Here is a 13,248-nt window from a genome sequence, read left to right on the forward strand (position 1 = left end):
GCTTTTTTGGATCGGTTTTTAACCTTTACCACCTGTAAAAGTAACACCTCGAATGAAGTAGCGGTTAAAGAAAGCATAAATAGCTAAACCTGGCAGAGTAAACACCATTGAAGCCGCCATAATGTAGTTCCAATAGCTGATATATTGACCTTTAAATGTATTTAGTCCCAAAGGTAAAGTAAACATTTCTGGGTCAAAGAGAATCACTACAGGGAGTAAAAAATTATTCCAACTACCCATAAATACAAAAATCGCTTGTGCCGCTAATGCTGGTTTAGCTAAAGGTAAAACTATATACCGAAAAATTCCCCAGGTATTTAAACCATCCAATTGCCCAGCTTCTTCTAATTCTCTAGGGAAATTTATAAAAAACTGCCGCATCATAAAAATAAAAGTAGCATTAACCATACTGGGAACAATCATCCCTGGGTATGAATTTAGCCAACCGATGGCTTTTAAAATTAAAAATGTGGGAATCAGGGTAATTTGCGCCGGCACTACTAACACTGCCAAAATCAGGAAAAACCAGAACTGTTTACCCCGAAAAGGCAATCTTGCGAGGGCATAACCTGCCATTGAGTTAAATAACAAATTCAAAATTGTCACAGTAACGCCAATAATTACACTATTAAATAACCACCGCCAAAATAGAGGTTCTTGGAGAAATATTTGTTTGTAATTATCGAGAGTAAAATGTTTAGGGATGAAATTAAACTCACCGTTAATAATCTCTGATAGAGGCTTAAATGATGCAGAAAATGCCCAGAGAAAAGGAATTACGGTAATAATTCCATAAACGGTGAGGAGGATATATAAAAGAACTTTGAAGCAAGAAATATAAAAGATTTTATTCAAATTTTATAACCTCCAAACAATTGCCTCTGAATTAATGTGAGAATAATAATTACAGATGCTAGTAAAAAGGCAATTGCTGCACCATATCCCATTTGTAAATTCCGAAATACAGTTTGATAAATTAGCAAAACTAAAGTCAGAGTTGCGTTATTTGGGCCACCAGTCCCCCCAGAAAATATATAAGATTGATCAAATAATTGAAAAGTCCCAATTATCCCCATAGCCATGACAAAGAAAGTTACAGGTTGCAATAAAGGCAATGTAATATAAAGAAACTGTTGCCAACTATTCGCCCCATCAAGTTCTGCGGCTTCATAAAGGGTTTGGGGAATATCCTGTAAAGCCGCTAAATAAATCACCATAAAAAACGGTGCTGTTGACCAAATATTCATGATCATAATCCCTTTCAGGGCAACAGATGGATCTCCTAACCAATTATAAATAGGCAATTTTAGCAAAGCCAAAAAATTATTTAATAGTCCATTTGTGTTATAAATCCACATAAAAATTAGTGTCAAAACTGCTGAAGATGTAACTGTTGGTAAAAAGTAAAGAATCCGCCACCAATTTTTCCCACGAATACCAGAATTCAGTGTCACAGCTAAACCTAAGGCCAAAATAGTTTGAGTGGGAACAACAATAGCCACATATTCGGCGGTATTTTTTAAAGCAATTCCCACTCTTTCATCTGTTAGCAATCGCTGGAAATTACCCCAACCCAAAAAACGGTAATCAATACCTCCCAACATTTGCACTTTGTGTAAGGAAAGAAATACAGCATAGAGAATAGGCAAAATTACAAATGTGCCTAAAACTAAAATACTGGGAGTTATGAATAAATAACCTGTAAAATTTTCTCTAATCTGCCTATTACAACGATTTTCGGGTAAATGAAACACATTTTTTTATCGGGCTTCGCCCCGCTTCGCTAACACGCAAAGGCGCAGAGGCGCAAAGGAAGAAAGGAAGAGGAAAATTAGAGAACGCTACATATCTGCCTGAATTTGCTGGTTTGCTGCGGTTTGTGCTTTTAACATTGCCTGTTTTAATGGTTGTTGTCCTAGCAAAACACTAATAAATTGATTATCAAAATTGTTGATAATTGCGGCAGGATTCTTACCTATTTGCCAAGGTGTCGCATAATCAACTCCTGCTACTAATGATGATCTCAGAGGATCTTGATCATAACCTAACTGCTGTGCCACTGATTTACGGGCTGGTAAGGCAAATCCTGTCCTTGTCCATTTTTTCATCCCTTCTTTACCTGTCAGATAGGAAATTAATTCCCAAGCTTCAATTTTATGCTGTGCTTGTTTATTCATGACATAAGCAACAGTAAAAACCATTGTTGCTTTTGTATGATTAATTTCAGGTATCTCTGCTGTAGCAAATTCTAGTTTGGGGAAGGTTTCTTGGAGATAGGGAATTGCCCAATTCCCCTCAATTACCATTGCTACTTTATTTTGTCCAAACATTTCACTCCCGGAATTTGTGCCGACATCAGATTTTTGGGCAGAGGAACGATCTTTTTGATATTGTTTAATTACTAATTCTAAACCTTGCAAACCTGGATCATTGGCAAAGGTAGCATAACCATTTTTATCAACAATTTCTCCTCCAAAAGCAGTAATCTTGTATGCCTGACGGGCTAATTCGGGAATTTCTCCAAAGCCATATTTATTCAGTTTGCCTGTTAATTGTTTTGAATAGGTGCGGAGTTGTTCCCAGGTAGTTGGAGGACTGGTTAAACCAATTTGATGAAATGCTTTTTTGTTATAAAATAGGGCTAGGGTGGAATAGTCTTTAGGCAAACCATAAATATGGTTTTGGTATGTGAAATTTTTGAGTAAATTCGGTTCTATGTCTGGGAGGTCAAATGTGGGCTTAATGTATTTATCAAGGGGTTCTAGGACGTTCTGACCCATTAAAAAAGGGGCTTCTAGTGCGTCGAGATAAAAGACATCTGGTGCGGCTTCTCCTACTAAGCGGGTTTTAATCACATCCATATATTGATCGGTAATCGTTTCATATTTGACTTTGATTTCTGGATGCTGCCTTTCAAAGTCTTGGATTACCTGTTTTAAAAGTGTTTGTTCTAGGGGATTACCTGTCCAACCACTGAGTTTTATGGTGATGGGTAGAGGTGGTTTTGGTAATAGCAAATTGTGACAACTAATAATAGTAATCGCTATGGTTATTACCAATCCTAAAAAGTTAAATAATCTCTTTGTAATCACAATTTAATTGAGATTAATTCAGAATTGATGTGTTTACTAATTTATTTCAAATTCTGTGATAGATCATCTCTCTATAGGATGGGTTTAAGTTCTCTATTCCCCTGATCACTAAATCAATTATTTAAAAACTCTCGCACCTTTCCTAAATAAGTTTCTGGATCTTCTAACATGGGAAAATGTGCCGTATTCGGAATAATATTTAATTCAACTTTATCACTTAAAGCTGCCGCTGTTTTTCCCAATTCAGCCGGAATAATAATGTCATATTCCCCAGCAATTAGCAGAGTTGGTATAGTTAATTTCGCAAATTCTCCCGGCATTGTTTCCGCTTGTTCTTTACTAACAGAAGTATAAATAGTCCCTAAAGCCGCTTCATAATTGGCATTAACAAAATCTTCCAAAAAAGCCTGACTTTCAGATTTAGGAATCGGACTATGGAGAAATCTGGCCATAAACATTTTATCAGCCAAAGGAATTTTACTTAACCACTGGGGACGGAATTTAACTACATAACCACCGAATTTATGAAAAGCAGAAAAAGCCTTTTCATCATATTCAAAAATCCCGCTACAAGTTAAAATCCCCTTTTCCACTCTTTCGGGATAGCGGTTGAAAAATAAAGTAGCAATAGAAGCGCCCATAGAATGGGCATTAATATAAACACGATCAAGATTTAACTCATTTAATAAAACCGCCAAATCTTCGACATATTCTGTTAATTCATAACTTAAATGAGGTTGACATTGAGAACGGCCAAAACCACGTAAATCATATAATAAACAATCAAAATTATCTAATAAAGCCTCAGCCGTACTTTGCCAATATCTGGCTGAACCAGCCCAACCATGCAGAAAAACCATCACAGGTTTAACAACATCTGATGGTTTTTTCATCCACTCGTAATAATGATCAACACCCCGAACATTTATATAACTCATTGTCACAATTAAAAATTCAAAACTAACAATTAACAATTGACAATTGGCAATTGGCAATTAACAACTGACAACTGACAATTGACAACTGACTTTTAAGCCGACTCTGGTTTAGGTAAAGAAGAAGGATGTACTATCAATTCAGCAGTGGAACGTTTTTCCACCATTTCCTTAGTGATAGTACAGCGAGCTACATCCTTACGAGAAGGTAACTCATACATCACATCAAGCATTAATTCTTCCACAATACCGCGTAAAGCCCGCGCCCCAGTTTTCCGGCGATAAGCCTCTTGAGCGATCGCTTTCAAAGCATCTGGTTTAAAATCTAACTGGACATTATCCATATTCAGCAGTTTTTGGTACTGTTTCACCAAAGCGCTGCGTGGTTCAGTCAGAATTGCCATCAGTGCTTCCTCATCCAAAGGATCAACCACAGCCACCATGGGAATCCGGCCAATAAACTCAGGAATCATGCCAAATTTCACCAAATCATCAGGTTGCAGATGACGTAATGTATCAGCAGCGCGTTTTTCCTTAGTTTGCACATCTCCTGGTTGGACAAAGCCAATTGACTTTTTACCAACTCTCTGATCTACAACCTTTTCCAACCCGACGAAAGCACCACCACAGACAAACAAAATATTGCTCGTATCAATTTGGATACAATCTTGATATGGGTGCTTACGTCCGCCTTGGGGTGGAACATTAGCAACAGTCCCCTCCAACATTTTCAGCAAAGCTTGCTGTACCCCTTCCCCAGAAACATCTCTGGTAATTGAGGGATTTTCACTCTTGCGGGCGATTTTATCAATTTCATCAATGTAGATAATGCCCCGTTGAGCCTCTTCCACATCCAAATCAGCCACTTGCAACAGTCGCAACAAGATATTTTCCACATCTTCCCCCACATACCCCGCTTCTGTTAGGGTTGTCGCATCAGCCACAGCAAAGGGGACATCGAGAATTTTGGCGAGAGTTTGTGCTAATAGCGTTTTACCGCAACCAGTGGGTCCAATAAGTAAAATATTAGACTTTTGTAGTTCTATAGCATCATCCGCCCCTGCTTTGTCACTACCTTTAGACTGAAGAATAGCCAGTCGTTTGTAGTGATTGTAAACAGCTACAGATAGCACCTTTTTGGCTTCATCTTGGCCAATAACGTGTTCGTCCAAATAATTTTTAATCTCTCTCGGTTTCGGGATTTGATTAAACGAGAGATTAGACGAACGAGTGCGCCGTTTTTCAGGTGTTTCTGACTTTTGAGCCGGTGGAGATGCGGCTGCTGTATTGGTATCCAGCAATTCCTCGTCGAGGATTTCATTACACAAGTCAACGCATTCATCGCAGATGTAGACTCCCGGACCCGCGATTAATTTACGCACCTGCTCTTGAGACTTGCCACAAAATGAACATTTTAAATGGGAGTCGTACTTAGACATATCAGCCTCTTATTTCAGAATGACGACGATTTACCCTGCTGTGGGAAGATTTTGTCTAGAAATGACCTGATCGATCAAACCATAATTCTTCGCCTCTTCTGCTGACATGAAAAAGTCGCGCTCGGTATCAGCTTCAATTCTCTCCAAGGGTTGACCAGTATGCTTGGCCATTAATTGATTTAACTCACCCTTAATATAAAGAATTTCTCGCGCTTGAATTTCAATGTCAATGGCCTGTCCTTGAGCGCCACCCAGGGGTTGGTGAATCATAATCCGGGAGTCAGGTAAAGACATCCGCTTTCCAGCAGTTCCAGATGTTAACAAAAAAGCCCCCATGCTCGCGGCTAGTCCAAAACAGATAGTTACAACATCGGGACGTATTTGTTGAATTGTATCATAGATTGCCATACCTGCGTAGACAGAGCCACCAGGAGAATTAATGTACAATTGAATATCCTTTTCCGCGTCTTCAGAATCGAGGAAAAGTAATTGGGCAACAATAGAATTAGCTACAACATCATCTATGGGCGTTCCTAAAAAAATAATCCGCTCGCGCAGTAAGCGGGAGTAGATATCAAACGCCCTTTCTCCCATCCCAGACTGTTCTACTACCATCGGCACAATATTACTAGAGCTGCTGGAACTGCCACTAATACCGATAGGACTCAAGCTGTTGATAGGGTAATTTCCCGACTGCGATACAAGCATACTAGAATATTTAACAATAAATGGCATGAAATTGTGAACTGTTAACCATTATGCCTTATGTAGAAGAATTCAGGAGTCAGGAGTCAGGAGTCAGGAGTCAGAAGTCAGGAGTCAGAAGTCAGGAGTCAGAAGTCAGAAGTCAGAAGAAAATACCCAGTCCCCAATCCCCAGTCCCCAGTCTCCAGTCCCCAGTCCCCAATCCCCAGTCCCCAGTCCCCAGCCCCCAGTCTCCATTACTCAGGATTACTGGTTTCTTCTTCCTGAACTGCTTCAGTGCTTTGAGCTTCTGAATCTGTTTCTTCTGTAGGACTTAAAGAACCTTCGGCTACTAGTTCCACAGACGAACGTTCTAATAACCAATCAACGATCTTTTTGGTTAAAAGTTCTTCTTGAACAACTCCACGCAGTCTATTTTCATCCAAATCTTGATCAGCGTACTCGGTCATCAATTCTGTGACTCTAGCTTGCACTTCTTCGGCTGCTACTTCAATAGATTCGCGCTTGCCAATTTCTTGTAAGGATAGAGAACGTTTGAGACGATCTATAGCTTCAGGTTTGGATCTATCCCGCAATTGGGGAATAATTTCCTGGGTAAATAGCTTTTTCACATCTATTCCCTGCTCAGACAACTTCATTGCTGTTTGTGACAGCATGGCATCAACTTCTTGGTCAATGAATGTTGTTGGTAAATCTATTTCGACATGATTCAGCAGTTCTGTTAATAAGGCTTCTTGCTGATTATTTTTGGTTTTATCTGCGGCTTCTTTTTCATACCGCTCTACCAATGATGCCCGCAATTGCTCTAATGTCTCAAAGTCACTGACTTCTTGGGCAAAGTCGTCATCCAACTCTGGCAATTCTTTAACTTTAATTTCTTTAAGCGTGATGGTAAACAGAGCCGCTTTACCAGATAATTCTTCGTTACCGTAAGGATCTGGGAACTGAGCAGATACTTCTTTAGTTTCTCCAGGATTCATACCCACTATCCCCAAAACAAAACCGGGAATAAACTTATCTTCTTGTAACTCAACTTGAAAATCAGTTCCTTCTCCACCGGGGATTGGTTTGGGTTCACTGTCAGGATCATCACCTTCAGTTTTAGCAATTACACCCTTAAAGTCAATAACTGCCATATCACCGATTTGGGCAGCCCGTCCTTCCACAGGAACTAAAGTTCCTAACTTTTCTCTTTGTTGTTCAATAACTGTATCTACCTGGGTGGGATCATATTTAATTTCCTCCGCTTTGGCTTCTAAACCGGTATATTGGTTCAATTTGATTTCTGGGACTACATCCACAGCCGCAGCAATAATCAGGGGTTGTCCTGGTTCATAACTGTTAATCAAATCATCAAAAGAAGAGCGTAATTGGGGCTGACCAATGGCGGTAATCGCTTCCTGTTTAATTGCTTGCTCAATGCCTTCTTGAATAATTTCTTCCAGGGCGGTTGCCTTGACGCGAGTAGTTCCGAGCCGTTGTACTAATATTTGCCGGGGTACTTTGCCTTTGCGAAACCCAGGAATATTTACGGTTTTAGTTAAATTTCTAATGACTTGCTCGTATTTTTGTTTGGTAATTTCCGGTGCAATTTCTATTTCCAAACCAATTTGACTGGCGGGAAGTTTTTCCTGGGTAACTTTCATGCTTTATTTCTATTTTTCTGGTATTTTGATCTATAAATACTAGACAAGTCTAGACATTTACTTCTTACTTCAACGGGAGTATGGGAGCAGTTATCCCGACCTAAGCTTACACGCTGTCTTCGAGACGTGATTATATACTGATTAGGTATCATTCAGACAAAAATGCGTATGAATGTCCTTTGGCAGATATCCAGTATACTCCCAAAACTAAGCGACCGAACACTTTATGGTATTCTTCTATAGTAGCCTTAGCTCCGGTAACATAACCTGACAGGCAAGGCTTCTTGAAAATACCTAAATGTTAATCGCTCTTCGTTTTCTTTTTTTGCAGTTTGCTGTATAATAGGATATTATACGATAGTGGATTATTATATTTGATTGCTATAACTTAAATTGCTGTAGACTACGATATCAGTTAATTTTGCCATATAAACAACAAAGTCTCAAATTCCTCAATAGCCATCAAAAACTGAGATATAATCACAAAAATATGCAAATTTCACTATTTAAAATCTGCTGTTGAGAGGAACAACAGAAACATTTGATTTTTTAAGTTGTCCGGAAAAAAAGTGCTAATTACCTCTTAAAGGAGGAGTCGAGTTTGTCTAAGTCCTATCGTGTAGCTATTTTGGGTGCAACTGGTGCTGTAGGTACGGAGTTGCTGGAATTATTAGAAAGTCGAAATTTTCCCCTTGCTGATTTAAAATTATTGGCATCAGAACGCAGTGCGGGAAAAACACTCAGATTCAAAGGGGAGGATATCCCGGTTGAAGCAGTCAGCGATCGCAGTTTGGAAAACCTAGATATAGTCTTAGCTAGTGCTGGGGGTAGCATTTCCAAAACTTGGGCTGGCATAGCTGTGGAAAAAGGAGCAGTGGTAATTGATAATTCCAGTGCCTTCCGCATGAACCCGGAAGTACCCTTGGTAGTCCCAGAGGTAAATCCCCAAGCCGCATTTACTCACAAAGGGATTATCGCTAATCCTAACTGTACAACAATTCTCATGTCCTTGGCAGTGTGGCCATTGCATCAAGTTAAACCAGTTAAAAGGATTGTAGCCTCAACCTATCAATCTGCTAGTGGTGCCGGTGCTATGGCAATGGAGGAAGTAAAAATCCAAAGTGACGCTATACTACAAGGAAAGCAACCAGTAGCGGAGGTTTTACCTTACCCATTGGCATTTAATCTATTTACCCATAATTCCCCCATGACAGCTTGGGGATATTGTGAGGAAGAAATGAAAATGGTGAACGAAACCCGCAAAATCTTTGGTAGTCAAGAAATCAGAATTACAGCCACTTGTGTACGGGTTCCCGTCCTCCGCGCCCATTCTGAAGCTATTAATCTAGAGTTTGCAACTCCTTTTAATCCAGATGAGGCTAGAGAAATCTTAAGAAAATCACCTGGTGTTAAATTAATAGAAGATTGGCAGGCTAATTATTTTCCTATGCCCATAGATGCCAGTGGTAAAGATGAAGTTTTAGTCGGCAGAATTCGCCAGGATATTTCCCATGCTTGCGGTTTAGAATTGTGGCTATGCGGTGACCAAATCCGTAAAGGTGCAGCCTTAAATGCAGTGCAGATTGCTGAATTATTAGTAGAAAAAAATCTACTAAAATCAACTACAGCATAAGTTTAAATTTAGTTATTTATCATGAGAGATTAGTAGTCAATAACTGACAACCAACAACTGAAAAATTAGGAGAGAAAAGAGTGTGGGAGATTTTGGTACGATAATAACAGCTATGATTACGCCGTTTCAAGCAGACGGTAGTATTAATTATGATTTAGTTGCCAAACTAGCTGATCATCTAGTTAACAACGGTACAGATACATTGGTCGTATGTGGAACAACAGGAGAATCCCCGACACTGACTTGGGATGAAGAATACCAACTCTTTGTTGAGGTATTGCAAGCTGTATCCGGGAAAGCTAAAGTAATTGCTGGGTGTGGTTCTAATGACACCAAAGAAGCGATCGCCGCCACCCAAAAAGCGGCTAAGATAGGAGTACATGGTTCTTTACAAGTAGTTCCCTATTACAATAAACCGCCGCAAGCTGGCTTGTATAAACATTTTCAGGCAATAGCACAATCCTGCCCCGACCTGCCGATGATGTTATATAATATCCCTGGACGGACAGGTCAAAACCTCATTCCAGAAACTGTGGTACAGTTAGCGGAAATTGATAACATTGTTGCTATCAAAGAAGCCAGTGGTAACTTAGATCAAGTCAGTGAAATCCGTCGCTTGACACCAAAAGAATTTGGGATTTATGCTGGAGATGATTCTTTAACCTTACCCATGTTAGCCATAGGTGCTGAAGGTGTGGTAAGTGTGGCTTCTCATTTAGTAGGTAATCAACTCCAACAGATGATTCAAGCATGGAAAGTAGGAAAAACTCAAATTGCTACCGACATTCATCTACAACTGTTCCCATTGTTTAAAGCTTTATTTTTAACTACAAATCCCATTCCTGTCAAAGAAGCGCTAAAACTGCAAGGTTGGGAAGTAGGTTCAACTCGTTCACCTCTATGTGAAGCTGATCCGGATGTATCTAAACAGTTAGCATCTGTGATGCAAAAGCTGAATTTAATCTAAGCAACAATAGGTGAGCGACTTATAAATAATGTGTAAAAATTGTTACCTAATTGCAATTTAAACACCTGTACTACAACTGAACAATATAAAAATCATTCAGTTTTAAGTCAGTTTTCCGTAAACGAAATTGAATAGGACTCTTATAAAAGCTGAATTTAAACAGAAATTTGGTGTTTTCTTTCATACAAGAAACCGAACTATCAACTGATTCACAACAAACAACAATCTCCAGGACAAAATGGTTAAAAACGAAACTAATTCCGCTCTCAAAATTATTCCTTTGGGCGGCTTACACGAAATAGGTAAAAATACTTGTGTTTTCGAGTATGAAGACGAAATTATCCTGTTAGATGCAGGATTGGCATTTCCCACAGAAGCAATGCACGGTGTAAATATTGTATTGCCTGATACAACTTATTTACGGGAAAATCGCCACAAAATTAAAGGCATGATCGTCACCCATGGTCACGAAGACCATATCGGTGGTATTGCTTTTCATTTGAAGCAATTCGATATCCCGGTGATTCATGGGCCAAGACTAGCAATGGCCATGCTAGAGGGTAAATTGGAAGAAGCAGGGGTACGAGATCGCACGGAATTAAGAACAGTTATGCCCCGTGACATGGTGCGAATTGGCAAACATTTCTTAGTTGAATACATCCGTAACACTCACTCCATTGCTGATAGCTTCACCGTTGCTATTCATACACCAATAGGCGTAGTTATCCACACCGGAGATTTTAAAATTGATCATACTCCCGTAGATGGTGAAAAGTTTGACCTGCAACGCTTGGCCGAACATGGTGAAAAAGGCGTACTCTGCTTATTAAGTGATTCTACTAACGCAGAATTACCAGGATTTACACCTTCTGAACGGGCTGTTTTTCCTAACCTTGACCGAGAATTTTCCCACGCTACTGGACGCTTATTTGTCACGACCTTTTCTTCTAGCGTCCATCGCATTAACATGATTTTGCAACTAGCAAGAAAACATAATCGTGTGGTGACAATTGTTGGGCGGTCTATGCTGAATTTAATCGCCCATGCCCGCAATTTAGGTTATATCAAGTGTGAAGATAGCCTATTCCAACCGTTGCATACTGTGCGGGGAATGCCAGATGAGAGAGTGCTGATTTTAACCACTGGCTCTCAGGGTGAAAGAATGGCAGCGATGACAAGAATTGCGAATAAAGAACACCCCCATATCAAAATTCGCCAAGGAGATACGGTTCTATTCTCCGCTAACCCCATTCCCGGTAATACAATTGCCGTGGTTAACACCATTGATAAATTGATGATTCAGGGGGCAAAAGTGGTCTATGGACGGGATAAAGGGATTCACGTTTCCGGCCACGGCTGTCAGGAAGAACAAAAGCTGATGATTGCTTTAACTCGTCCCAAGTTCTTTGTGCCATTCCACGGTGAACATCGAATGTTGGTGAAGCATTCGGAAACTGCTCAAAGTATGGGCATCCCTGCGGAAAATATGATAATTATCCAAAATGGGGATGTGATTGAGTTGACAGACAATTCTATCCGCGTGGCTGGGAAAGTAGCAGCGGGGATTGAATTGGTGGATACTTCTAGTTCTGGTATGGTTAGTTCTAAAGTATTGGAAGAACGCCAACGCATGGCTTCTGAAGGGACTGTAACTATTGCTGCTGCCATTGATTGGAGTGGTAAGCTGATGGCTAGACCAGAACTACATATGCAAGGTGTGGTAACAAGTATTGAGCGATCGCTTTTGCAAAAATGGGTACAACAACGCATTGAAGAAATCCTTGGGGTCCGTTGGCCAGAGTTTTCTCCCGAAGGAGGACAACCCGCTGATACAGACTGGGGTGGATTGCAGGAAACTTTGGAACGGGAATTGGCGCGTTCTATGCGGAGAGAGTTGCAATGTCAACCTTCTTTGACGTTGTTGATGCAAGTCCCTGAAGAGCCTGCTGCTAAGGTTTCTGATGGTAGACGACGACGCACTCGTTCTACTGCTGTGGCTTCTTAAAGGATTATTTCGCGCAGAGGCGCAAAGAGGCAAAGGCGCAAAGGTGTTTTTTAGCATCTTTGCGTTTTTTTTGAGCGTGAATAAGACCGTTAATTACTCTTTGACTAGCTAAAGAATAGCCATTGCAGGAACTACGAAGGACACGGAGGATTACCGCTTCATGTAGCTACAAAACCAATGTTCGTTGCACCTGCTACAGCTAATAAGTAAGGAATGGGATTTAATCCCAAAGATAGAGTTAGACTTAAAGTGAGGGGTGTAAAAATTAGAGCTATGGTGTCATTGAGAAAGAAAGAAAGCCGAGAGGATGCCACAGCCGAAAGTAAGAACTATCAATCAGCCTAGAGGAATACGAGTACACTTCAATAGCAACACCAATGCTTTGCGGAAAAAGCCAGCATAGGCAAGGTTGGCTTTAATTACCATCATGCTTAACAAAAATACAATGGTGTTGGCATCTATGGCCTGCCAAGCTTCCTGTAAATTCAGGACACCCACAGCTATCAACACGGTAGAACCGACTAAGGCAATAGTGGCCCGGTTCATTCGTAAACCTGGGATGTAACTGATAGCTAAACCCAGATAGGTTCAAGGTAATTGCACTATGAATGACAAATTTAGTAAAAATCACCGCCTGAAGTTAGCTATTTGAGAGTATTTTCCTTAATCTTGTTTATTGATAATTATTCTTACATTAAGTTTTGTTACAGTTAAGATAAATCACACCCAAAGGCAGATGTCTTCACTAAAATCTTAACTGTGTCAAGTTATCAAGAAGATTGAATAAATACAGTATTGCTTTCGGGAACTTACGATTCAAGTGACG

General features: G+C 40.0%; 10 protein-coding genes and 1 pseudogene. 3 read left to right on the top strand and 8 right to left on the bottom strand.

Going from position 1 to position 13,248, the window contains the following annotated elements:
* Positions 1-18: 18 nt before the first annotated feature.
* The 7 genes from FJR11_RS05830 to tig form a co-directional block, all read right to left on the bottom strand.
* Positions 19-846: a carbohydrate ABC transporter permease gene (locus tag FJR11_RS05830; RefSeq protein WP_168502860.1), complete on the bottom strand. Its 828-nt coding sequence runs from the start codon at positions 844-846 to the stop codon at positions 19-21.
* A gap of 5 nt (positions 847-851) precedes the next feature.
* Positions 852-1,754 (bottom strand): carbohydrate ABC transporter permease, encoded by a 903-nt coding sequence (locus tag FJR11_RS05835; RefSeq protein ID WP_168502775.1) that lies wholly within the window; start codon positions 1,752-1,754, stop codon positions 852-854.
* Positions 1,755-1,841: 87 nt separating this feature from the next.
* Positions 1,842-3,092 (bottom strand): ABC transporter substrate-binding protein, encoded by a 1,251-nt coding sequence (locus FJR11_RS05840; RefSeq protein ID WP_371417463.1) that lies wholly within the window; start codon positions 3,090-3,092, stop codon positions 1,842-1,844.
* 113 nt (positions 3,093-3,205) lie between these two features.
* Positions 3,206-4,030, bottom strand: a complete 825-nt coding sequence (locus FJR11_RS05845) for an alpha/beta fold hydrolase (RefSeq protein WP_168502776.1) — start codon at positions 4,028-4,030, stop codon at positions 3,206-3,208.
* 92 nt (positions 4,031-4,122) lie between these two features.
* On the bottom strand, positions 4,123-5,466 hold the full coding sequence (clpX, locus tag FJR11_RS05850; protein ID WP_168502777.1) for an ATP-dependent protease ATP-binding subunit ClpX: 1,344 nt from the start codon (positions 5,464-5,466) through the stop codon (positions 4,123-4,125).
* A 30-nt stretch (positions 5,467-5,496) separates the two neighbouring features.
* Entirely contained in the window at positions 5,497-6,174 is a 678-nt protein-coding gene (gene clpP / locus FJR11_RS05855; RefSeq protein ID WP_168502778.1) for an ATP-dependent Clp endopeptidase proteolytic subunit ClpP, read from the bottom strand.
* A gap of 233 nt (positions 6,175-6,407) precedes the next feature.
* Positions 6,408-7,817, bottom strand: a complete 1,410-nt coding sequence (tig, locus tag FJR11_RS05860) for a trigger factor (RefSeq protein WP_168502779.1) — start codon at positions 7,815-7,817, stop codon at positions 6,408-6,410.
* A 601-nt stretch (positions 7,818-8,418) separates the two neighbouring features.
* On the opposite strand from tig, the gene FJR11_RS05865 reads away from it, so the two are divergent.
* The 3 genes from FJR11_RS05865 to FJR11_RS05875 all read left to right on the top strand — a co-directional run bounded on the left by FJR11_RS05865 (position 8,419) and on the right by FJR11_RS05875 (position 12,422).
* Positions 8,419-9,450, top strand: a complete 1,032-nt coding sequence (locus FJR11_RS05865; RefSeq protein ID WP_168502780.1) for an aspartate-semialdehyde dehydrogenase — start codon at positions 8,419-8,421, stop codon at positions 9,448-9,450.
* Positions 9,451-9,532: 82 nt separating this feature from the next.
* The gene (gene dapA / locus FJR11_RS05870) at positions 9,533-10,417 is read left to right on the top strand and encodes a 4-hydroxy-tetrahydrodipicolinate synthase (protein ID WP_168502781.1); all 885 of its coding nucleotides are present in this window, start codon (positions 9,533-9,535) and stop codon (positions 10,415-10,417) included.
* Between the two features lie 238 nt (positions 10,418-10,655).
* Entirely contained in the window at positions 10,656-12,422 is a 1,767-nt protein-coding gene (locus tag FJR11_RS05875) for a ribonuclease J (RefSeq protein WP_168502782.1), read from the top strand.
* Between the two features lie 161 nt (positions 12,423-12,583).
* Here the strand turns inward: FJR11_RS05875 and FJR11_RS05880 are convergent.
* Positions 12,584-13,004, bottom strand: a pseudogene (locus tag FJR11_RS05880) (SLC13 family permease); the annotation flags it as partial.
* Positions 13,005-13,248 lie beyond the last annotated feature (244 nt).

Origin of the sequence: Anabaena sp. UHCC 0187 (genome assembly GCF_009712035.1) — a bacterium.
Classification (GTDB): Bacteria; Cyanobacteriota; Cyanobacteriia; order Cyanobacteriales; family Nostocaceae; genus Dolichospermum.

Coding starts and splice junctions, on each gene's coding strand:
- FJR11_RS05845 (WP_168502776.1), bottom strand. CDS start 4,030: ATGAGTTATATAAATGTTCGGGGTGTTGATCATTATTACGAGTGGATG.
- clpX (WP_168502777.1), bottom strand. CDS start 5,466: ATGTCTAAGTACGACTCCCATTTAAAATGTTCATTTTGTGGCAAGTCT.
- clpP (WP_168502778.1), bottom strand. CDS start 6,174: ATGCTTGTATCGCAGTCGGGAAATTACCCTATCAACAGCTTGAGTCCT.
- tig (WP_168502779.1), bottom strand. CDS start 7,817: ATGAAAGTTACCCAGGAAAAACTTCCCGCCAGTCAAATTGGTTTGGAA.
- FJR11_RS05875 (WP_168502782.1), top strand. CDS start 10,656: ATGGTTAAAAACGAAACTAATTCCGCTCTCAAAATTATTCCTTTGGGC.